The 22,885-nt window shown below is 57.8% G+C and carries 12 protein-coding genes and 3 pseudogenes; 6 read left to right on the top strand and 9 right to left on the bottom strand.

Annotated features, from left to right (window positions below):
- From AWM69_RS07725 to AWM69_RS07715, 3 genes are read left to right on the top strand one after another with little or no spacing between them, the layout of a single operon-like run.
- Window positions 1-579 (top strand): GNAT family N-acetyltransferase, encoded by a 579-nt coding sequence (locus tag AWM69_RS07725; protein ID WP_218726161.1) that lies wholly within the window; start codon window positions 1-3, stop codon window positions 577-579.
- Window positions 576-2,702 carry a capsular polysaccharide biosynthesis protein gene (locus AWM69_RS07720; protein ID WP_218726160.1) on the top strand — a complete coding sequence of 709 codons (2,127 nt, stop codon included), beginning with the start codon at window positions 576-578 and terminating at the stop codon, window positions 2,700-2,702. Before AWM69_RS07725 ends, AWM69_RS07720 begins: the two co-directional genes overlap by 4 nt.
- 3 nt (window positions 2,703-2,705) lie before the next feature.
- Window positions 2,706-3,749 carry a phytanoyl-CoA dioxygenase family protein gene (locus tag AWM69_RS07715; RefSeq protein ID WP_131654722.1) on the top strand — a complete coding sequence of 348 codons (1,044 nt, stop codon included), beginning with the start codon at window positions 2,706-2,708 and terminating at the stop codon, window positions 3,747-3,749.
- A 61-nt stretch (window positions 3,750-3,810) separates the two neighbouring features.
- On the opposite strand, the gene AWM69_RS07710 is transcribed toward AWM69_RS07715, so the two are convergent.
- Together AWM69_RS07710 and AWM69_RS07705 are read right to left on the bottom strand one after the other, a co-directional pair.
- Window positions 3,811-5,166 carry an aminotransferase class I/II-fold pyridoxal phosphate-dependent enzyme gene (locus AWM69_RS07710; protein ID WP_218726563.1) on the bottom strand — a complete coding sequence of 452 codons (1,356 nt, stop codon included), beginning with the start codon at window positions 5,164-5,166 and terminating at the stop codon, window positions 3,811-3,813.
- 20 nt (window positions 5,167-5,186) lie between these two features.
- On the bottom strand, window positions 5,187-12,698 hold the full coding sequence (locus AWM69_RS07705) for a type I polyketide synthase (RefSeq protein ID WP_218726159.1): 7,512 nt from the start codon (window positions 12,696-12,698) through the stop codon (window positions 5,187-5,189).
- A 911-nt stretch (window positions 12,699-13,609) separates the two neighbouring features.
- Here AWM69_RS07705 and AWM69_RS07700 point away from each other — a divergent pair.
- Both AWM69_RS07700 and AWM69_RS22815 read left to right on the top strand, forming a co-directional pair.
- A protein-coding gene (locus tag AWM69_RS07700; protein WP_088500423.1) for an IS3 family transposase occupies window positions 13,610-14,760 on the top strand; the annotation gives its coding sequence in 2 pieces (ribosomal slippage) (window positions 13,610-13,844 and window positions 13,844-14,760; 1,152 coding nt in all).
- A 204-nt stretch (window positions 14,761-14,964) separates the two neighbouring features.
- Window positions 14,965-15,178, top strand: a pseudogene (locus AWM69_RS22815) (hypothetical protein).
- A gap of 10 nt (window positions 15,179-15,188) precedes the next feature.
- On the opposite strand, the pseudogene AWM69_RS23085 reads toward AWM69_RS22815, so the two are convergent.
- Window positions 15,189-15,302 (bottom strand): annotated as a pseudogene (locus AWM69_RS23085) (hypothetical protein); the annotation flags it as partial.
- 927 nt (window positions 15,303-16,229) lie between these two features.
- Between AWM69_RS23085 and AWM69_RS07690 the strand changes: the two are divergent.
- Window positions 16,230-17,717 carry a SulP family inorganic anion transporter gene (locus AWM69_RS07690; RefSeq protein ID WP_218726562.1) on the top strand — a complete coding sequence of 496 codons (1,488 nt, stop codon included), beginning with the start codon at window positions 16,230-16,232 and terminating at the stop codon, window positions 17,715-17,717.
- A gap of 132 nt (window positions 17,718-17,849) precedes the next feature.
- Here AWM69_RS07690 and AWM69_RS07685 read toward each other — a convergent pair.
- The 6 genes and pseudogenes from AWM69_RS07685 to AWM69_RS07660 form a co-directional block, all read right to left on the bottom strand.
- Window positions 17,850-18,334, bottom strand: a pseudogene (locus AWM69_RS07685) (AAA family ATPase).
- Between the two features lie 344 nt (window positions 18,335-18,678).
- Window positions 18,679-20,343: a BCCT family transporter gene (locus AWM69_RS07680; protein WP_218726158.1), complete on the bottom strand. Its 1,665-nt coding sequence runs from the start codon at window positions 20,341-20,343 to the stop codon at window positions 18,679-18,681.
- A gap of 135 nt (window positions 20,344-20,478) precedes the next feature.
- Entirely contained in the window at window positions 20,479-21,006 is a 528-nt protein-coding gene (locus AWM69_RS07675; protein WP_218726157.1) for a lysis protein, read from the bottom strand.
- A complete protein-coding gene (locus AWM69_RS07670; protein WP_218726156.1) occupies window positions 21,003-21,548 on the bottom strand; it encodes a glycoside hydrolase family 19 protein in 546 nt (181 codons plus the stop codon). Before AWM69_RS07670 ends, AWM69_RS07675 begins: the two co-directional genes overlap by 4 nt.
- A 40-nt stretch (window positions 21,549-21,588) precedes the next feature.
- On the bottom strand, window positions 21,589-22,635 hold the full coding sequence (locus AWM69_RS07665) for a phage late control D family protein (protein ID WP_218726155.1): 1,047 nt from the start codon (window positions 22,633-22,635) through the stop codon (window positions 21,589-21,591).
- A gap of 70 nt (window positions 22,636-22,705) precedes the next feature.
- Window positions 22,706-22,885, bottom strand: a 180-nt coding sequence (locus AWM69_RS07660; RefSeq protein ID WP_256930237.1) for a tail protein X, incomplete at its 5' end; no start/stop codon positions are given.

Raw genomic sequence — 22,885 nt, 5'->3', positions numbered from 1 at the left:
ATGGTCGCCATCGTGCCGGGGTCGAGCCTGACGCCCGACCTGCTCGCCGATCCCAAGCTCTCACGCCTGGTGACCGATGGCCGGGGGTCGCTGTCCTTTATCCTCGGCAACTCGGCCTCCCGCCAGCGCCTGTTGGGCGAGAACATACATTGGGACCGCATACTGCTGGCCTTCGAAGACGGACATGCCGTGGGCTATGCCGCACTCAAGTACCGGATGCGCGGGCCGTTTGCGTTGCGCATCAAACCGTTTGTTCGCGAATTTGGCTGGCTCAGCGGCACCCTGCGGTTTGCCGCGTTCTGCCTGAGCGAGTGGCGCGAATGGCGTTACCCGTTCTTGCTGTACGGCTTGCGGGTTCGCAAATCGGCGCGCAATCACGGCATCGCCAGCGCGCTGCTGCAGGCGTGTAGCAAACTGGCCGCGACCTGCGGATTTGCAGCTGTTTATCTGGAAGTGCCGCTGGCCAATGACCGCGCACGCCATCTGTACCTGCAAAACGGTTTTAGCCTGCTGCGCAAGCGCTGGGTGCCGTGGCCGCCGGTGCGCAGCATGCGCCGCGACGTGGAGGCTCAGCCATGAGCGGTTTCAACACCCCCGTCAGCCCTTTGCAGCCGCTGGTTGAAGGGCCCGGCTGGATCGGCATCATGTCCCAATGGGTGGCGTGGAAGGTGCTGCATTTGCCGCAGTTTCTCGGCCCGGAAGGCGAGCCATTCTGGCTGTGGCAGCGCGGTCGGCATGCGCCCAAAGACCTGAAAGCGATCGCCGGGATCGGCTACAAACAGTCATCGGCTCACGCGCGGGTACTGTGCCAGCGCTGGGGCTTGACCTACATCGCACTGGAAGACGGTTTTCTGCGCTCTTCGTCACTGGGTATCGAAGGTGACACGCCAATGTCCATGGTGGTCGACCCGGTGGGTATCCACTACCTGGCTGATCGCCCTTCTCTGCTGGAAAATATTCTTCAGAACCCCGACAGCCTTCACCCCGACGAACTGCAAAGTGCCCGCCTACTGATCGATTTGATGCGTCGTACCGGCATCGGCAAATACAACAACGCGCCCGACCTTGACCCTGCCGACCCGCTGGGCCGCGAGCGGCCGTTGATATTGGTGGTGGATCAGACCGCCGGCGATTATTCGATTCCGGGTGGCGGGCTGTGCGAAGCCGATTATGTGCGCATGCTAGACGTGGCCATCGCCGAAAACCCGGACGCCGACGTCCGTGTTCGCATTCATCCGGACTGCATTGGCGGGCAAAAACCCAGTTGCCTGCTCGCCGCCGCAACTGCACGGGGTGTCCCGCTGGAAAGCCGACCGGTGTCCTGGGCTTCGCTGGCACGGCGTGCGCGCCGGGTCTACATCGGTACCAGTCAGGCGGGTCTTGAAGCCTTGATTCAAGGCGTGCCCGTGACCTGCTTTGGCCTGCCTTTCTATGCAGGCTGGGGCCTCACGGACGACCGCATGCCCATCCCCCGGCGCCAGGCCCGACCGGACCTGGTGCAACTGGTAGCAGCCGCTTACATACGCTACAGCCGCTATGTCGACCCACTCACCAGCCTGCCGACCGATGCCCTGACCATCGCCCGTCAGTTGGCCCGACAGAAAGCACAAGATGCCGAGTTTGCCGGGAACATCACGGTGCTCGGGATCAAACGGCATAAACAGTACAACCTGCGGCGTTTTTTCAGCAGCCGCTGGGGTCAGTTGACGTTCACCACAGACAGCCCGACGCTCCTGGAGAATGTGGCCGCCAAGCGCGGCACCTTGCTGGTGTGGGCTGCCCGTGAACCGACCGGCCTCAAGGCCCGCGCTCAGGCCGCGAACGTACCGGTATGGCGAATCGAAGACGGCTTTTTACGCTCCAACGGGCTGGGCTCGCTCAACGCCCCGGCAGTGTCGCTGGTGCTCGACCGCAGCGGCATCCACTACGATGCCGGCGCGCCTTCTGACCTGGAAACCCTGCTCGAACACGGCGACTTTGACGCTGCTACGCTGGCAGAAGCCGCCCGACTGCGCGAGCGGATCGTGGCGTTGGGCGCCAGCAAGTTCAACCTCAAAAGTGACGCCGATCACCGCGTACGGGCACGTCCTGGCCAGCGCCGGATTCTGGTACCCGGCCAAGTGGAAGACGACGCCTCACTGCGCTGCAGTATTACTGCCCTGCACGGCAATCTGGCGCTGCTCAGGCACGTTCGCAGCACTGCACCGGATGCCTGGATCGTGTACAAGCCGCACCCGGATGTCGAAGCGGGCAAACGGTGCGGCCGCGTGAGCGACGCCGAGTTGCTCGGGCTGGCCGATCAAGTGTTGCCCGGTACCGATATCACCCGGCTCTACGCCCAGGTCGATGAAGTACACACCCTCAGTTCGACTGCCGGCTTCGAAGCCTTGCTGCGCAATTTGACCGTCGTCACCTATGGCACCCCGTTTTATGCCGGCTGGGGTCTGACTCAGGACCAGCAGCCGTTGACCCGCCGTACCCGGCGCCTTAGCCTCGACGAATTGGTCGCCGGAGTCCTGTTGCGCTATGCGCGCTATAACGACCCCCACACCGCGTTGCCCTGCGATGCGTGGCATGCGCTAACATGCCTGTCGAACCCTCGCCCGCCACGCCTGAGCCAACGGCCGCGCGTTCGGGCATTGCTCAATTACACCCGGACCATGCTCGGTTTTCCCCGTGCAGTGGCTCCGCTAAAGGATTAGTCCATGTCTGCTTCATTGAAGGATCTGGGCCGTTATGCAGCGCTGCCATGGCATTGCCTGCAACTGCTGACCCACGCTAAATCGTTTGAGAACAACCCGGTGTTGGGCAGCGCCCGCCTCAATGCCATGGGTTTGCACGTGCAACGTCGCCAAATGGCGATGAGCATGGCAGCAATGCGCCGCCGGGCACTGGCGTCGAAGCTGAACCCGGCCGAACTGGCAAGCTTCGAGGAACAGGGATTCTTCGTGCGCGAAAATGCCCTGCCCGCCGAGCAATTTGCGGCCTTGCGTGCCGAACTGGGTGATTTGCGCAGTACTGGCTGGGAAATGCGTCAGGGCAAGGCGGTGACCCGACGCGTAAGCCTGGACCAGGACGTGCTGGCGCAAAACCCGGCCACAGCGGCCTTCATCGCTGACCGCGGCGTACGTGATCTGATTTCCTATGCCTCATCGAACACGGGCGGCATCACCTATCAGTTGCAGTCGATTGTGATCGATGCGGTCAATACCGACGAAGACCCGCAAACCCGCCTGCACGCTGACACGTTCCATCCGACCGCCAAGGCCTGGTTGTTTCTGGATGACGTGGCTGACGATCAGGGGCCGTTCAGCTATGTGCCGGGGTCTCATCGCCTGACGCCCGAGCGGTTAGCCTGGGAGTATCGCCAGAGCCTGGGCGCAGCCTGCTCACCCGAGCAAATGCACCGCGAGGGTTCGTTCCGGATTTATGAGCATGAATTGCCCGGGCTGGGCTTACCGCCACCGCGGCGTTTCTCGGTTCCCGCCAATACGCTGGTGGTGGCCGACACATCAGGCTTCCACGCCCGCTGCCCGAGTTTACGCCCGAGCCACCGCGTAGAAATCTACGCAAGCCTGCGCCGCAACCCGTTTATCCCCTGGCGCGGTGCCCACCTGTTCGCGCTGCCATGGATCGCCAACCACCACATGCGCTGGGACATTCGTCTCAAGCGCATCATGGGCTTTGATAAACGCAGTCATTGGCGGTTCATCGAACAGCTCAATGCCTATGAAAAACCGTTTATTTAAAATTTCAGGCCGCATGCAAGCCCGGCGCCTTCAATTTTTTTGAAGGCGCCCGGTTGGCCGTTCAGCCCAGTTTTGCCATTTCTTCAGCCACGATGGCCACCGTCTGGCTGATCTGCTCTTCAGTGTGTTCACACGACACAAAAAAGCGCACCCGCGCAGCTTGCTCCGGTACTGCCGGGTAGAGGATCGGTTGAGCATTGATCCCCCGTTCAAACAAGGCGCTGGACAGCCGTCCCGCCTTGAGCGAACTGCCGGTAATCACCGGTATCACGGCCAGCCCGGTACTGGTTGCCGTATCCAGCCCGGCCGCCTTGGCCAATCGCAAAAACTGCTCGCCACGGGCCTGGACGGTCTGCACCCGCTCATGATCATTGACGAGGCAGCGCAGTGCCGCCAAGGCCGATGCCGTGACGGATGGCGGCATGCCCACACTGTAGAGAAAACCCGGCGCCAGAAACTTCAAATGCTCCACCAGCGCCGTATTACCCGCAATGTAGCCACCGCAGCTGGCGAGGGTCTTGCTCAGGGTCCCCATCCAGATGTCGACGTCATCCCCGGCCAGGCCGAAGTGTTCACGAATGCCCTTGCCTGTCGCCCCCATGACGCCCAGGGAATGAGCCTCATCGACCATCAGGAAGATTTTGTGCTTGCGCTTGAGTTCGACGAATCGCGGCAAGTCCGGATAGTCGCCGTCCATGCTGTAAATGCCTTCGACCACCACCAGCACTCGCTCAAAATACTGGCGTTGTTCACCCAGGATCCGGTCCAGCGCTTGCCAGTCGTTGTGAGCAAAGCTCAGGCGGCGGGCACCCGAGAGCTGAATGCCTTGCAACACACTGTTATGCACCAATTCATCATGAAGCACTAAATCCCGAGGGCCGAACAGATAGCCGATGGTGGTGACGTTCGTGGCATGACCGCTGACAAACACAACCGCATCATCCACTTGGTAAAAGCTGGCCAACTCGCGCTCCAGCTCACGGTGCAACGGTCGATCACCGGACACCACGCGACTGGCCGATACCGAGGTGCCGTAACGATCTATCGCGTCCTTGGCCGCCTGGGCCACGGCCGGATGCCCGGAGTAGCCCAGGTAGTTATAACTGGCAAAGTTCACGTAGTCCCGACCGCCAATGCAGGTTTCAGCCCCCGCCAGTCCGTCATGCAAACGGAAAAACGGGTTGCCCAACCCCATGCGCGCAGCACTTTGCTGCATGAACTGCATCTGCTGATAGCCGGGATACTGATCGAACCGGTAAAACGCCTCGGGTACTTTCAGTGCCGCCTGCTGCGCCTGCTCAAGGGTCGCGCCATTGCTGTCTGCTGCTTCTGCACCGCTGCGACGGCGCTCCAGTGCTTGCTGGATCAACCGTTGCTTGATACCCCCACTCAGACCGCCGGGGGTTTTTGCACTTATCTCACTCAAGCAGGTATCACTCACTGAATCAAACGGTTAGGTGTTGCGACACTTTCGGTCAGCTCGGCCACTTGTTCCTGGGTCATGTGCGTGCCGTGACGAGCCAGGACACTTTCAGCCATCGCTGCAGGTGCCGACGACTCGTTGGCCGACGCCTCACCACGCAGCAGGCTCAAGATACGCACGCTTAGCTTGTCAATGCTGGAGCTTTCGCTGAGTTCCATGACCGGCAGGCGAACGCCAAAACGCTCTTCCAGGGCCACGATCAGCTCGACACTCATCAATGAGTCCAGTCCCAGCTCCTGCAACGGCCGCTGTGCATCCAGACGCGATGCCGGCAGGCGCAGAATTTCACACACCTCGTGCTTGAGCAGTTCAGCAAAACGCTCCAGCAGTTGGTCATCGTCCAGCTCGACGAGCATGCGTTGAATGTCTTCGGCGTCGTTGTCGTCTTCCTGATCTCCGCCGTGAGCGCGCACCAACTCCAGGAAGCGCGGGGACGCGGCGCTTGGCAGGAAACGCGACAGGGCTTTCCATTCCAGCTCCAGCACGCCGGTGCCGTCATCGCCGTTGAGCAACATCTGCTCCAGGTGCGACAACGCGACTTCGGCACGCAACGCAGCGCCGCCCATACGGCTTTGCAGCGCATCCTTGATCTGTTCGTTGCGGGCCAGAAAGCCGACATCGTCAATCGCGCCCCACAGCACGGCGGTCGCCGCCAGCCCTTGAGCACGGCGATATCGCGCCAGCGCTTCAAGCCAATGGTTGGCCGCCACGTAGTTGGCCTGTCCAGGGTTACCGAACAGTGTGGTGGCCGACGAGAACATCACAAAGAAGTCCAGCGCCAGCTCACGGGTCAGTTGGTGCAGGTATTGCGCACCTTTGGCCTTGGGTTCCAGCACCCGTTGCAATTGCTCGGCGTCGAGATTGCGGATCAGGCTGTCGTCGATGACGGTGGCCGCGTGCACCAAGCCCCGTAGCGGGTACGGACTGGCGGCGATGCGCTCAAAGACACCGCGCAGTTGCACTTCATCGGTGATGTCACACGCCACTGCTTGCACATCAATACCTTGCGCGTGCCACACGGCCAGGCTCGGTTGAACCTCAAGACTGGCCGCGCCACGGCGGCCCAGCAGCACCAGGTGCCGTGCGCCCTTGTCCACCAGCCACTGCGCGGTACGCAAGCCAAAGCCACCCACCCCGCCCGTGACCAGATAAGTCGCTTCGCCACTGAGTTGCAGCGCCTTCTCTGGCTGGACACGGGTTTCGACCAAGTGTTCGATGGGGTTGCCATAGGTCACGACGATCTTGCCGATCTGACGCGCCTGCTGCATGTAGCGGAACGCTTCGACCACCTGGTTGGCGTCGAATTCGCGGAACGGCAGCGGGTGCAGGATGCCTTGCTCGAACAGCTCCATCATGTTGCCGAACAGACGTCGGGTCAGATCCGGGCGCTCGCTCATCAACTGGTCGGCGTCGATGCCGAAGTAGCTGATGTTATTGCGAAACGGCCGCAAACCAATACGGGTGTTCTGGTAGAAGTCGCGCTTGCCCAACTCAAGGAAGCGGCCGAACGGTTTAAGGACTCGCAGGTTACGGTTGATCGCCTCACCTGCCAGCGAGTTGAGCACCACGTCGACACCCCGCCCGCCAGTCACCGCCAGCACTTCATCGGCATACGCCAGCGAGCGGGAATCGAAGATGTGCTCAACACCCAGCAGGCGCAGGAAGTCGCGTTTTTCGTCACTGCCAGCGGTGGCATAGATCTCGGCACCGCACCATTTGGCGATTTGAATCGCGGCAATACCGACACCGCCCGCAGCACCGTGGATCAGGACTTTCTCGCCCGGTTCCAGACGCGCCAAATAATGCAACGCGTAGTACACGGTGAAGAACGTACTCGGAATAGTCGCAGCCGCCTCGAACGACATCCCAGTCGGGATTTTCGCCACCGCGTTGGCGTTGGTCACCAGACGGTTGGCAAAACTGCAGGGGCCAAAGCCAACGACCCGGTCGCCGGGGGCAAAATCGCCCAAGACTTCAGCGCCCTTGCCTTGCACCACACCGGAAAATTCGAAACCCAGGGTCGGGCCAGAGAAACCGTTCTCGATGGCTTCATCGGACAACAGCCCCAGTGCAAACATCACGTCGCGGAAGTTGAGGCCCGTGGCGCGTACGGCAATGTCCAGTTCATCTACCGCCGGCACACTTGGATCGCGCACTTCCCAACGCAGGTTGCGCAATTGACCCGGCAGGTCAAAGCCCAGACTGATTCGGCTGTCCTTGGCATCAACTGCCTGGATCTGTTCCGCCAGCACCCGCAGACGCGGTACATAGCGTTGACCGTCAGCCGTAATGGCCATCTCGGTCTCGCCATCGGCATGCAGCAGAGCCGGGATCAGACTGACCAACGGCGCGTTGTGAGCCACATCCAGCAGGCGGATGCGACAGCTGGCAGATTCATTGGCCAGGGTCCGGCCAAAGCCCCAGAAGGCCGCATCGGCAATGGCATCCACATCCGTCGCAGGTTCGGCACCGTACCAATGGCCGGCCGCACCACGGCTGAGCAGCCAGCACGTCGGGGCCATGCCCAACGATTCGCATGCCTGGACCAGCGCAGCCGCCTGCATGCAGCGGGCACCTTGCGCGTCCAGACCGTGTTCCGCGTCAAGCCCGGCCAAGTGCACGACATGATCAGGGGCTTGATCCAGCGCCAGCAATTGCTGCGCCACCGCCTGAGCATCGCCCGGCACCAGCAGGCTTACCGCCTGGCCTTGCTCACGCAAGGCGTGGGCCAGTTGCTCTGCACCCGCGTGTTGAGCTTGCGCCAGCAACGCCCAGTGCTGCACGGTCACCTCAGGTGCCACGTTGCCGGTGTTGTCGAGCTTGCCGGCCAGCAACAGATAACTGCCACAGGCATTGCCCGGCAAGGCCTCAAGGGTATGGGTCAGGTTCAGACCGTGGCGTTGCAGCTCTACCTGCCAGAACGACGGGCGCTGTTGGCGCGACAATGCCTGTTCCGGACCTGCCAGCCACCAGTCACTCTGGGCACCGAACACAAAGTCGGCCCAGCGCGCAGGGTGTTGTGCCAGCAGCGCCACTTCGCCATGCGGGTTGAGATGGCTCCCGGCCTGGCGCAGCGCTTCGCCCACGGCATCCAGAGCCGCCAGATCGCTGGGCACCAGCACCCAGTCAAAGTTGCCGGCAGCACTCAGTTGCGCGAAATCAATCAGGTTCAGCGCCGGGCAATCAACGCGCAGCATCTGCGCCAACTCCGGCTCCGCTACGCAATAGGTGTAATCGACGCGATCAAAATCGATCCCGGCGTACAGCGACTCGGCAAACGACGGCCCGCCCAGGCCCAGTTCCAGCACCCGAAGGCGCTGGCCGTCAGGCAACGCTGCCAAACGCTGCGCAAGGGTATCGCGCACACCGGCCAACAAACGTTGCTGGCCAACCGCACCCAGCACCAGACGCACCAGGTTGGCGCCACTGGTTTCGCGGGGCAGCAGTTGCTCAAGGGTTTGTTCCCCGTTAAGCAATGCCTGCAAATGGCGGCCGATGCGGCCCACCGAATGAATCAGCTGGAAATGCTCCGGATAGCTCTGGAACAGCTCTTGCCAAATGGCTTGGCTGGAAGGACGCTCAGCAGCATCGACAACGCTCACGCTGCCAGTGGCATCGCGGCTCAAGCTGCCGTCTTCCAGGCCCAGGCGCAGCAAGGTGCTGAGGTAGTGGCTGGAAACGCCCTCCTGTTGCGACCACAGGTCAATTTGCTCTGCGCTCAGTTGACCACCCGCTTGCTCGATCAGGTCCTGCACAAAGCTTGCGCACAACACATCCAGCAACGGCTCGACTTCGTTCAGGTAGCACAACTGCACAGGCTCATCGGCCAGCGTCTGGAAATGCGTCAGCAGCGGCGTGCTGCCGCTGGCTTCACGCTGCACGGGGGTGACCTGACCGGGAGCAGCCAGGCCCACATGCGCCATGTGCTTGATATCGCCGTTGCGATCACGCTGCAGACGCACACCACGAAAGCGCGCGTCCTTTATCGACAACACGGCAGCGCCAGTAGCGTCGAACAGGGTGAAATCCACCAGCAACGAATGCTCGGTACGCTTGAGTTGGCGCACTTCCGCCAGGCAGGGCACGCCGCCCGCCTTGGCGTAGGCGATGCGTCCCAGTTTCACCGGAATAAACGCCAGCCCCTTGTTCGTGCCGGGCTGGCCCACCAGCAATTCGGTAATCAGCTGGAACGCGCCATCCAGCAACGCCGGGTGCACATACAGGTCGTCCATTTCAGGGCGGATGACCTCGGGCACGCTCAATTGCGCAAGGATGCGCGCTGGCTCGACCCACACTGCCGCGACGGTTTGATAAGCCGGGCCGTAGTTCAGGCCCACCGCACAGGTCAGCGCCAAATGCTGCGCACCGGTAAAGTCCGCCGGACGCGACGGCAAAGCCGGTGCACGCCCGCCCAGCATCACGCCTCGGGCTTCACCGGGCAGCCGCGCCACCACGTGCTGTACCCATTCTTCATGCTGGGCCAGGCCACGGGAAGCAATATGCAAAGTGCCATCAGCCGGCTCGATATTGATCCGGATTTTTTTACTGCCGTCATGGCTGAGCAGCAGCGGGTTGTGAATTTCCAGTTCTTCGATGTCGACGAACTCACCCGGCTGGTGCTGCAAGGCCGCCGCCAGCGCCAGCTCACTAAAGCCAGCGCCCGGAAACAGTACCGCTTCACCGACCTTGTGATCACCCAGACTCGGAAACACCTGGGTATCGAGGCGGTTTTCCCAGGTCAGTGCACGATCAGGCAGCAAGTGGCCCAACAACGGGTGCACGCGCTTGCGTTGCAGCACCCCGAGCGACTCGGCGCTGACCGGCAGATAAAAGTGTTCGCGCTGCCAGCTGTAGTTCGGCAGCTTTACATGGCGCCCGATGACCGGAAAGTGCGTTTGCCACTGTGGTTGCGCACCGGCAATCAGCAGTTTGGCAACGCTGCGCTCCAGCAGGAAAACGCTGTTATCCATGCGCAACAGTGTCGCAATCACTTGGCCGGAGCGCTCGGCGCTGGTCAGTGCATCCGTGACATAGGAGCGCAGGATCGGGTGCGGGCCCACCTCGACAAACAGGTTGAAGCCCTGCTCCACCAGTGCATCCATCGCCCCCTGGAACAACACCGGCATGCGAATGTTCTGCCACCAGTAGTGGCTGTCCAGACGCTCACCCTCCAGCTCGGCGCCGACCACCGTGGAATAGAACGGCAATGTGGTACTGCGCGGACGGATGTGCGCCAGATCAGCAATCACTTGCTGCTCTATAGGGTTCATGCTCGGGGAATGGAACGCGTAGTCCAGGTCCAGCAGGCGGATAAACACCTGGCGCTCGCTCAACACTTGCTCCAGTTGAGTCAACGCTTCAAGCGGACCAGCTACCGTGGCGCCACGGGAGCTGTTTTCGCCCGCGATCACCAGCAACTGCTCCAGCCCCAGCTCCACCAGCACTGCCGAGGTTGCTTCGGCGCAGAGGCCGACGGCGGCCATACGGCCAGTCCCCCGGGTCAGCCCTTGCAGACGACTGCGATGGAAAATCACTTGGGTCGCGTCTTCGAGGCTCAGGGCGCCGCTGGCCCAGGCAGCCGCGACTTCGCCGACGCTGTGCCCGATCACCGCAGACGGATGAAAACCTTGCGCCGCCAGCACGCGAGTGACTGCAACTTGCAAGGCAAACAGTGCGGGTTGCGCAATCTCGGTACGGACATAACGGTCGTCGCCGTTTTCACCCGACAGTTCAGCCCGCAGCGAATAACCGGCCAACGGCTGGAACAGTGCATCGACTTCGGCCACAGCCGATTCAAACACCGGGTCGCCGAGCATCGCCCGGCCCATGCCTTGCCATTGCGAGCCGTTACCCGAGTAGATAAAGACCGGACCCTGAGCGTTGTCCAGCGCCTGACCGGCTTCAACCACGGAGCTCAATTCGCTGAGGCTCGGGTCTTGGGCATAGTCGGCCAGCGCTTGCGCAGCTTCGGCACAATCGGAGCCAATCAGCAACAAGCGATGGCTGTGGGCATCACGGCGAAACAGGGCCTGATAGGCCACGTCGTAAAAATCGGCTTCAGGCCTGGACGCCAGATAATCAGCGTAATCCTGAGCGGTTGCACGTAGGCCGTCGGCGTCTTTGGCGCTGAGCATCAACGGCAGACGGCGGACAGGCGTTGACGCGCGCGAGGCGGCCAGCGGCTCGGCGCTTTGCAAAATAACGTGAGCGTTGGCGCCGCCAAACCCGAAAGAGTTGATACCGACAGTCAGTTGCCCTTCAGCCTTGAGCGGCTGATTGGCGGTAACCACCTGCAGGTTGAGGTCGGCAAACGGAATCGTCGGGTTGAGTGCATCGCCGCCGATGGTCGCAGGTACCATCCGCTCACTCAGGCAATTGAGGGCCTTCATCAGCCCCGCCACACCCGATGCCGCCTCGAGATGCCCCATGTTGCTTTTAACAGACCCTATCGGCAGCGGGTTACCCGCCCCGCGTGCCTGACCCAATGATTCACCAATGGCACGGCTCTCAATGGGGTCACCCACTGCGGTGCCGGTGCCGTGGGCTTCGAGATAGTCCAGCTGCGAGGGGTCGATACCGACCTTGGCGTAGATGCCTTTGAGCAGCGCCGCCTGCGCTTCAGCGCTGGGCAGTGTCAGGCTCGACTTGCGGCCATCGGTATTGACCGCACTGGCCGCGACCACGGCCAAAATCGGGTTGCCGTCCGCCAGCGCCTGATCGTAGTCCTTGAGCAGGAACAGTCCACCGCCCTCCGAACGCGCATAGCCATCACCGTTCTGGTCAAACGACTGGCAACGCCCGGTACGCGACAACATCGAGGCCTTGGCAAAAATCATGAAGCCGAACGGGTGCATGTGCAGGCTAATGCCGCCGGTCACAGCCTGATCGATATCACCGCTGAGAATCGCCTGACACGCCTGATGGAAGGCCACCAGTGAAGACGAACACGCGGTGTCGATGGCCATGCTCGGGCCACGCAGATCGTAAAAGAAGGACAGACGATTGGCCGCAATACTCATGGTATTGCCGGTAGCCGTGGCCGCGTCGATGGACGCCATGTCATCGACCACACGGTAGGCCTGCTCGACGCTGGCGATACCCAGGTAAACGCCACAGTTGCTGCCGCGCAGGCTGGACGGTTTAACCCCGGCGTTTTCGAAGGTTTCCCAGCACATTTCGAGCAGCATGCGCTGCTGCGGATCCATCATCATGGCTTCGCGCGGCGAAATGCTGAAGAAGCCCGCATCAAAAGCGGTTATATCGCCCAGAGAACCCGAGGCGAAGGTATACGTGGTGGCCGGACTGGCTTTGTCAGGGTGTAGAAACTCGGCATGTTCCCAGCGCGAGGCATCGACCTGAGTCACCAGATCGCGCCCTTCCATCAGGTTCTGCCAGAAGCTGCTGGCCGTGGAACCGGGAAAACGGAAAGAATTACCAACAATTGCTACCTGTCTACGTTTTGTCAAAACCATTCCTTAAAAATACTCATGACCACCATCCCATCCTGTCGATGGCTGCATGCCGAGCGGGTTTAATGCCGACACGTTGTTAAGCGTCACCTGGAGGTTGTCGATGTATCTGCGACTGACTTGCTGCGTACACGTGACGAATAAGGTCTATAGCCGAATTGTCTTAGGAAATGCCTATATTTAGTGTCGGAATAATACGCGATCTAGGCCACGAGGCAAAATGTCTTGAACGCCATACGGCGACTTACTGCCCAGTGACACGCAGCAGAGTGACGAAAGGCCCCTGGACACGAGACTCCACCCGTTGAAGCGTCGCCCCCTGACTTTCCCGCGACCACAAAAAAGCCCCGCAGACGTTAATCTGCGGGGCTTTGAATGTGGAGGCCGAAGCCGGAATCGAACCGGCGTGGGCGGATTTGCAATCCGCTTTTTTTTCTATACAAATCATAACCTTGGCTGATATTCGATTCCGCAAAAAACCATAATATACCTAGACGCACCCTAGGTAAATAAAGGGGTGCGTTTTTAGGTGCGGAACTGATTCACACCTATCCGCGAGATAGTCAAAGGATAGGGATTCGAACGTTTTCTAAATTCGGCCTATACCGCTCAGGGCTTTAAATACGGGCTTCTTCATCGATTCAAGAAAGCCTAAAGCGGCCCCGAACGGACTGTAATTTGCCCTAGCTTTGCCCTAATTACCGGAAAATATCTCATAAGATTGACAGCTTCCAAGCACCTTATATTCGCAAATAACGTGCGAATTTTAGGTTTTACTGAGGCCATTATTTTGCTAATGCCGATTACCTGAAATCCACATCTTGTACGGAGGATTTTTTGACTCCCTGAATCGCCCCTAGTTTCGTAGACACCTCCAAGCCTTAAAATGAGGCCCATTAGGAGGTGCCATGAGCAACCAGCGATATCCCGAAGAATTCAAAATCCAGGCGGTCAAACAAGTGACCGAAAAGAAGCTTCCTGTCTCGGAGGTGGCTGCACGATTGGGTGTGTCCGTGCACAGCCTCTATGCTTGGGTTAAGCGCTACACCAAGCCCCAGGAACAGCGCGTTGAGGAGGATGATCAGAGCGCTGAGGTTCGTCGTCTACGGGCCGAGCTGAAACGGGTGACGGAGGAGCGAGACATCTTAAAAAAGGCCGCCGCGTACTTTGCCAAGGAGTGCGGCTGAAGTACGCCTTTATTAAGCAGCAAGCGGGTCATTACGCGATTCGACGGCTTTGCCTGACGCTCAAGGTTCATCCCAGCGGCTACTACGCGTGGCTATCAGAACCAAAATCTGCGCGAGCCAAGGACGATCAGCGACTGCTTGGACTGATCAAACACTCCTGGTTGGAAAGCGGTGGTGTTTATGGCTATCGCAAGATCCATGATGACCTGCGAGAGGTTGGTGAGAGCTGTGGCCGTCACCGGGTAGCTAGGTTGATGCGCCTTGAAGGTTTACGTTCTCAGACTGGGTATCGACGGAGGCCGGGAAAATATGGCGGTAAACCAGCCGTTGCCTCACCGAACTTACTGAAGCGCCAATTCGATGTCAGAGAACCCAACAAAGTCTGGGTCACAGACATTACCTACATCCGAACATATGAAGGCTGGCTGTATTTGGCCGTGGTGCTCGATCTGTTTTCACGCCAGATCATTGGTTGGTCAATGAAGTCGCAGATGACCAGCGACGTAGCCATTGATGCACTGCTGATGGCGGTTTGGAGACGTAAGCCGAAGCAAGAGGTGATGATCCACTCGGATCAAGGCAGTCAGTACAGCAGCTCAGACTGGCGAAGCTTCTTGAAAGCTAACAACCTGGTAGCCAGCATGAGTCGTCGAGGTAACTGCCACGACAACGCTGTAGCGGAGAGCTTTTTCCAGCTGCTAAAGCGGGAGCGGATCAAGCGTAAAATCTACACTACACGCCAGGATGCTCGGGATGATGTGTTCGATTACATCGAGATGTTTTACAACCCAAAACGACGCCACAGTTTCAACAATCAGCTGTCACCGGTAGAGTTTGAAAAGCGTTACGCAGCGAGCCTGGAGAGTGTCTAGGAAACCCGGGGCGATTCACCCGGTAGAGAAATCGAAAAACCAACGCTAAACACTAGATGGGACGATGGGACGATGGGACGATGGGACGATGGGACGATTGTTATACCTGCGACATTAGATCCGACGACAGCTAAAAGTCACAAGGTGCCCTAGCACCCCATGCAAGTGGAAACGTCTACATCTCGCTAAACATAAGGCTTCGCGATGTCTAACACTGACCTGCTCCCTTCCCTTCCCTGCCCTACAAACTCAACGAGCATCAACTCGCCCTAGAGGCCGCCATCATGGAGCTCTCCAACTGGATGGAGGCCCGCGGCTCAGCACAGGTCGCCGAGGACGTCCGCGGTACCCTGGACACGATCGCCGCAACGAGGAGCTCATCAAGCTGACACTTGCGGTGCTGAAGTCTCGAAACTGAACTGCGGAGACTACCGTCCTGAGGCATCTGGCTTGTCGGCTGGAGCAGCAAAGTCTTTTAAATGATTTTTTAAGAGCCTCCTAAGTATTTGTGAGACGGTTAGGTCAGATTTGCGAGCGAGTTCTTCGAGTTTTTTTTAGTCTCAGGGTCGATCAAAATCGTTAGACGTCTAGCGTTATCAGGCATTTAGAGTCCTTACTCATCTTTTTTATTGTAATTGACGGCAAAGCGCTGCTTTCCCTGCACCACCGAATGCCATTAGGGACAATAAATCTTTTTGAGCCCGGAGACCGGATACAATCAATCATTTACGGTAGTGATTCGCCTGCACATCGCTGGTAATCTCGGCGCCACGTTCGTCAGACATTAAGGGATGGAGGCGAAAATAGAAGCCCTGGAGCCACGAAACTCCGGGGCTTTGCTTTTTGACTACTCGGCCAGTGCGTACAAAATCAATGAAAAAGCCGTAATCCAGAGAGAAGTCATGGCCACTGACATCCAAATGAGTTGCTGATCCATTGCTCTTCCTTGTGCAAGGCTCTATTTCAATGGTTTGACTTTAGCTCATAATAGAGTGGGCGCAATAAATACTCATCTCGCCACATCACCATTCCGCCTTTTACACACCTGCCCCCCTTCAAGGCGGCATAGTTACGGCATCATAGGACCACTCGCAGGCGAACCTCGAACCGGCACTCATTTTGTAGTCAGCAAGGTATCGTTCCTAGCCGGGAGCGGTCATGCCTATCTCAAAAGAAAATGAAGGCGCGCCCATCTTTTCTCGGTTGCGGCCGGGTGGTTTGACCAGTTATCCTTTCCCCGCCTTCCTGAGCATATCCAAGGAAAATATCTTGTCTCGCTCCAACTGGCTGCCTACGCCGCCTTAGCGCTACGCCCCCTCGCAACACTCTGACTGCCACTAGCTGCGGTCGTACCTTGCCGCGCTGCTTTTTTGGCCGTGGCTAACCCACAAATCAATTGAAATAGACGCACCTGCATGGCTCAGCACCCAACGCTGCGCATCATGCAGTGCCTGCTATGGGTAAAATCAATGCTTGAAAATATCAAAGCTACTTGGCTATCGAATGTCAGGGCGGATGTCCTCGCTGGTCTCGTCGTTGCACTGGCCCTCATTCCTGAGGCCATCGCATTCTCCATCATTGCCGGAGTTGACCCCAAGGTCGGCCTCTATGCCTCCTTCTGTATCTGTACCGTAATTGCCTTCTTAGGCGGTCGCCCAGCGATGATCTCGGCGGCCACCGGTGCCATGGCGTTATTGATGGTTAATCTGGTCAAGGATCATGGTCTTCAATATTTGTTGGTCGCCACACTACTCTGCGGCGTATTGCAGATTATTGCTGGTTACCTGCGCTTAGGAGAGTTGATGCGCTTCGTTTCACGCTCGGTCGTAACCGGATTCGTCAATGCGCTCGCGATCCTAATTTTCATGGCTCAGCTGCCAGAACTCACTGGAGTCACCTGGCCCGTCTATGCGATGACTGCTGGGGGATTGGCAATCATCTATCTGTTTCCACGCTTACCCATGGTGGGCAAGCTGCTCCCCTCGCCACTGGTTTGCATCTTGATGCTCACCGCGATTTCGGTTTATTGGGGGCTTCATATCCGTACTGTTGGGGATATGGGCTCACTGCCTGATAGTTTGCCTATCTTCATGTGGCCTGACGTGCCGCTGAACCTGAATACTCTACTTATCGTACTTCCGTACTCCGCTGCGTTGGCAGTGGTGGGTTTGCTGGAGTCGATGATGACTGCGACTATCGTCGATGACCTGACCGATACACCTAGCGATAAGAGCCGTGAGTGCAAAGGTCAGGGCATCGCCAACATCGCGAGCGGTCTCATCGGCGGTATGGCGGGTTGTGCAATGATCGGTCAGTCGATGATCAATGTGAAGTCAGGTGGCCGAACTCGCCTGTCAACGTTAAGCGCAGGTGTACTGCTACTGATCATGATGATCTTCCTTGGTGATTGGCTGGCCCGGATACCGATGGCCGCCTTGGTCGCGGTGATGATCATGGTGTCAATCAGTACCTTCAGCTGGGGCTCCATCCGCAACCTCAAAGAGTACCCGCTCTCCACGAACATTGTGATGATCGTGACGGTGGTAGTGGTCGTCGCTACGCACAACCTTGCCTATGGCGTCGTAGCGGGTACCTTGCTAGCTGCCATGTTCTTCGCTAACAAAATTGCGCATTATCTGGATATCACCTCTAAACATGATCCTAAACATAATCACCGCACGTACTATGTGATCGGGCAGGTGTTCTTCGGTTCAGCAGATCGATTCATCAACGCCTTCGACCTCAGTGAAAAGCTTGAGACCCTCACGATTGATCTTCGTGACTCCCACTTTTGGGACATTACGGCAGTCGCAGCGCTGGATAAGGTCGTGCTCAAGCTTCGTCGTGAGGGCGTTCAGGTCGATGTTATCGGTATGAACCAAGCAACCTCCACACTCTTGGATCGATTCGGTGTTCACGACAAGCCGGATGGCATCGATACGTTGATTGAGCACTGACAAACTGACTCTATTCAGTCGAAAGTGGCATCAGTTTGAGCGTCCGCTTTTGACCGGAGGCAGCCCTGCGTAACAGGCTGCTATCGGCCAAAAGCGGACTTTTTAGATAATTCGCTCAGGTATCACTGCCCTTCAGAAGCGGTGAATTTTAATCTGGATTCCCTCATCTGCATCCGGAGCACGAAAGTAGCTCGTGATCAAATCGAACTCAGCGTCGCTTGCTGCAAACTCATGCTCTGCGCGGCCATTGCGCTGATGTAGCCGGCCCCGACAGGTCTCATCATCCACTTCGATGTAGTGGAAACAGTGGGGAATTTCGGCTGCGTCAGCCAGACCGCATAACCATTGTCGATCCTCTGGAGTGTTGGCCGGGAAATCCAAAATCACAGTCACGCCAGCCTTCAGCACATCGGTGACAAGCGGGCCCACCAGTGCCCGATCTGACGTGCAAGCCGCACATAATCGGCCACTGAATGGATCTGGTCAGGATAAAGCCTTGAGAGCCAATAATCCTCACTCATCAGAATAGCCGACCGTTCAGATGCCAAGGACTTGGCCAGCGTCGATTTGCCGGATGCAATCTTGCCTGACATCAAATGAAGCATTGGTGGAGTCATTGGGGACGTCTCCTTGTCGAGTACTGATGATGCTCATTGAAAAGCGTCGAAGCAACCGCAGATCGTCCACTGTCAGCTTTGGGGCGGAAGCGGTCGTCATGAACGTCCGGTATTGGCCGATTGCTGCCTTTCGCGAAGGGCAGCTTAGGGTCGATTGCAGCCGTTTGCATGGGCCATTTGGCTATAAACCAAAAGCAGTCATTCAATGCTCTACAAAAGCAGGGGTGATTCACCGATCGGTGAGTTCTGGAATTGAATCAAGTTCATAGCTTCAAGGTGCAAGCAGATATATGTTACACCTTGAAGCTTGAGGTCAATCTTATATATAGCCTAGTTCATATTAACTAACGAGGCTCGGACATTAATCCTTTCACTAAGGATATACACCCTACCATTAAAACTATTGCGAAAGGCAACCCCGTGGATACTGCCATTGCCTGCAGTGCCACCAGACCACCCCCCAATAGCAGGGCAATCGCAATCACGCCTTCGATTATCGCCCAGAACACCCGCTGAGGAACAGGTGCGTCAACCTTGCCTCCAGCTGTGATGGTATCGATCACCAACGATCCCGAGTCAGAGGAAGTAATAAAAAACACTATGACGAGAATAATACCTATGAATGAGCTGATCTCCTTGAGGGGGAGCTCTCCCAGCATGGCGAACAATTTCAGCTCTAGGACCGCGTCCTTGACTCCCATAAGGCTTTGAGTGGTCACTTGGTCAATTGCTGTACCGCCAAACGTAGTCATCCATAGTACAGAAACTACTGAAGGCACAAGCAGAACGGAGATCAGAAACTCTCTGACAGTTCGACCACGGCTGACGCGAGCGATAAACATGCCTACAAATGGCGACCAACTAATCCACCAAGCCCAGTAGAAGGCAGTCCATCCTTGTGTGAACTCGGTATCAGTACGTCCAAATGGGTTTGAGAGCGCGGGCAAATACTCAACATAAGTCACTAGATTATTAAAGAATCCCGTGAAAATAGCCAAGGTCGGCCCGACAATGATGACGAATACCAACAAGAGCAGTGCTAGTCCCATATTAATCTGGGAAAGCATTTTGACACCTTTGTCCAAACCGGCAAGGACTGACCAAAGAGCGATTATGGTGATACCAACGATCAGTACAACCTTGCTTAGATTCGTCGATTGAATTCCAAAGAGATACTCAATCCCTGCAGCAGCCTGTTCTGCACCAATTCCTAAAGAGGTCGCCAAACCAAATAGCGTGGCAAATACCGCTAGAATGTCGATGATATGTCCCGGCCATCCCCAGACACGCTCACCCAATAATGGATAAAAAATTGAGCGTATTGAAAGCGGCAAGCCTTTGTTGTAAGAAAACAAAGCTAAAGACAGCGCTACAATCGCGTATATCGCCCAAGGATGGAGTCCCCAGTGAAAGATCGTAGCCGCCATCGCTAAGTCAGCGGATGCCTTCATATCTCCTGCGGCACCGTCTAGTGGCGCCCAATCAGTTCGCATTCCGCTCGCATCAACTGACACACCGCCCATAGAGGCAGCGTAATGCGACATGGGTTCGGCTACCCCGTAAAACATCAATCCAATGCCCATCCCAGCAGCAAATAGCATTGAAAACCAACCGACGTAACTATGGTCTGGTTTGGCATCTCTGCCGCCCAAGCGAACCTTTCCCAGCGGAGAGAAAATAAGAGCAATGCATAGCAAAACAAAAATATTCGCAATGCTCATGAAGAGCCAGGCTAGGTGACTGGTTAACCAGTTTCGGATGGAGCTAAAGAGGGGTTCTACTTCGTTCTGCAAAGCCAGTGTCAAAATCACAAACAGCAAAATGGTGGCTGCTGAAATGATGAATACTTTGCCGTGGATATCGAGTGAGAACGAAAATTTTCCCTTGATATTGTCTTGACCGATGACATAGTCAGTATCGATCAGATTGGCCGCTCCACTAGGAGCAGGAATGCCTTCACTGGGTTGAGAAGGTGTATTTGGGCTATCATCAGTAGGCTTTCCAACCATAAGAATCCCCTTGTGAATTTCACGTCATACAACGTGTAGTTTCCATTTTCCCCGCTGTTCCTATGGTAAAACGAGATATTAGCCAAGCTATCCTAGCAAGCTTTGGGAACAAAACCTCTAGAACCTCAGCTCCTTTTACTTCTTATCTGAGACTTCTTTTGCGTAGGCCTGACAGGCCTGCAGCGCGATCAGTCCTTGGTCGCCGTCGCCGATGATTCCGATAATTCGTTGAGCATGCGCTGGGTCAAGTTGGGCTCTACGGGCACCATGAACCACGCCGCCGGTACCGGTGGGGGCTTGCATTCCGTCACAACCAGGTGCGGCAGTGGCGTCGAGTTGGACTGACAGCCGCAGGTCAGCAGTAGCAAGGCGATCACGCAGGCGTGCTTGTTTCGTTCTCTCATCGTTCAAAACTCGGTAATTGGCTTGCTCGCTGGCTGCCAGCCACTGCTCGAGGGCAAAGCGCTTGCCCTGCTCGGCCAGCACTAACGCGGCGCTGGCATTGGCTAAATCGGTTAGCGCGGTTTGATGTGTCGCTTCCTTGGCGGCCAGTTGCTGGCCGTAGGCGTTGGCTTGCCACTCCCATGCGGCCCACGCGCTGCCCGCCATCAGGGCCAGGATGATCAGCAGCACCCCACCCCACTTCACCGCGTCTATCTTCACACCAACACCTTCAGCGCCCGGGCGTACAGCGCCTGACGATCCGCTGCGCCGTTCTGACCGCCGTTAATGCGCCGAGTGATCGTGTCGAACTTGCCCGCATCGGCCAAGGTGCTCAGGCCTCGGCTCGACCAGAACCACGCAGCGGACATACAGGCGTGTTGTGGTTTCTCCAGCAGCTCGGGGTGATTGACCAGGTCAAGGCCCAGGGCTTCGCCGCACTCGACGTAGTTGGCCCGGCCGGTGATCTGGATCAGGCCACGTCCGCGATACTTCTGACCGTCACCATCAGCCTCTGGCGTGTTCCCCAAGCGCTTGGCGAGTGAGCCGGTGTCGTACTTACTCAGGTACTGGTCGTTGCCCAGTTCGCGGACATAGAGGAACTGGCCGGACTCATGGCCGACCTGCGCAATGAACGCCGCCACGCGCTTCAGACCAACGATCTGGTAGTGGTTCATGGCGGTGTTTAGTGCGGACACAAAAACGCCGGCTGATTGGCCGGCGCTCGGGAGGATCTGCAAGAGTTGCTGCTTGGTAAGCGACATAGGTTGCCTTTACGAAAAACCCGCACAAGGCGGGCCGGAGTTAATTGGAATTGAGGTTAATGACCTTTAGGGTCTTTTCGGGCTTCTTGCCCCTAGCCTTAGCCTTGCCCTTTTTGCCGGCATTGCACTCGATGGTGGTCGACCAACCGGACTGGGTGAAAACCTGCTCCCGGGAATCCACCAGGTACTCACCATTGAGCCCGTCCTTAAACCCTTGAGCGTTGATCATCCGTTCGGCGAACAAATCGGAACGGCCGGGCATTTCCAGCCGTACGTCTGCAGTCGAGCGGTTGAATGCTGCCAAGCGTGCCTTGGCGGCCTGCTCGGCGGCTGTCTTGTTCGGGTGGATATGCCGATCGGTATGCACCGGAGGCAGTCCGTCCGGAGAGTCGTCGTTGTTCAGATTCACCACCACCAGCTTGCCGGTGGCCTTGTCCTGGTACTTGGTGTTGACGGCCTTGTGGGTTGATCGATCGCCCAACTGAAAGCTGTAGCGGCTGACGTCCGATTTGTTGATGGTGACGACGCCCAGTGTCTTGCCGCTCGCCGTAACGCTGCCCTGTCGCGGTATGACGATCAGCTTGCCGTCCGCGACTTTGGCAGTGCAGTCGTGCTGCCGAGCCAGTCGGGTGATGAAATTAAAGTCCGACTCGCCCAACTGGTCAGCCCGGGGCACGATCGTGGCCACCGTGCAGGCTGGCTCCCATCCATTACGCCTCGCCACTGTGCTGACGATGGTGGCCAAGCTGTCGCCTTCCCAGCTACCGCTGCGGGTGGTCTTGCCACTGCCGCGCATGTCGCTGGCCTGGCCGCTAATAACCAGCGTGTCCGGAGGGCCTGACACTTCGACCTTATCAACCACATAGCGGCCCTCCCGGGACAAGGTCGACCCGGCATAGCCCAGATAGATTTCGATGCTGGCACCCCGTGCCGGCAGCGTTACCGCGCCGTCACGGTCATCGATTCGCAACTCAAACTCGTCCGACTCCATCCCGGGCTTGTCCGTGGTGCGCAGCAACAGCAACCGGTCATTGATCATGCGAGTTATGTCGCTGCCATCGGCAACGATGCGAAACAGAGGTGTCATATCCAGCTCCCACAAAAAAGCCCCGCACAACGGCGAGGCTCAGATTTACATAGCGTGTTACGCGTAACGCTCAGCTCCAGAGCTGAACCGCCTGCTCATCGCTGGCCTGCAGCAGATCCGGCAGCAGAATCAGCAGACCGCCGCGATACGGCTCAGGCTCGGCGGCCAGTCCGGGATTGGCCTCAAGCACCGCCTCCACGCTGCCGTTGAGGTGCCCATAGGCGTTGTGGCAAATGGTGTAGAGCTTGTC

It is taken from the genome of Pseudomonas sp. D1HM, assembly GCF_019266105.1.
In the GTDB taxonomy this organism is placed as follows: Bacteria; Pseudomonadota; Gammaproteobacteria; order Pseudomonadales; family Pseudomonadaceae; genus Aquipseudomonas; species Aquipseudomonas taetrolens.
This window is presented reverse-complemented; position numbering and strand designations above follow the sequence as displayed.

Bases quoted from the DNA above. Each gene is read 5' to 3' on its own strand.
- AWM69_RS07725 (WP_218726161.1), top strand. From the start codon at position 1: ATGGTCGCCATCGTGCCGGGGTCGAGCCTGACGCCCGACCTGCTCGCC.
- AWM69_RS07720 (WP_218726160.1), top strand. From the start codon at position 576: ATGAGCGGTTTCAACACCCCCGTCAGCCCTTTGCAGCCGCTGGTTGAA.
- AWM69_RS07715 (WP_131654722.1), top strand. From the start codon at position 2,706: ATGTCTGCTTCATTGAAGGATCTGGGCCGTTATGCAGCGCTGCCATGG.
- AWM69_RS07690 (WP_218726562.1), top strand. From the start codon at position 16,230: ATGCTTGAAAATATCAAAGCTACTTGGCTATCGAATGTCAGGGCGGAT.
- AWM69_RS07680 (WP_218726158.1), bottom strand. From the start codon at position 20,343: ATGGTTGGAAAGCCTACTGATGATAGCCCAAATACACCTTCTCAACCC.
- AWM69_RS07670 (WP_218726156.1), bottom strand. From the start codon at position 21,548: ATGTCGCTTACCAAGCAGCAACTCTTGCAGATCCTCCCGAGCGCCGGC.
- AWM69_RS07665 (WP_218726155.1), bottom strand. From the start codon at position 22,635: ATGACACCTCTGTTTCGCATCGTTGCCGATGGCAGCGACATAACTCGC.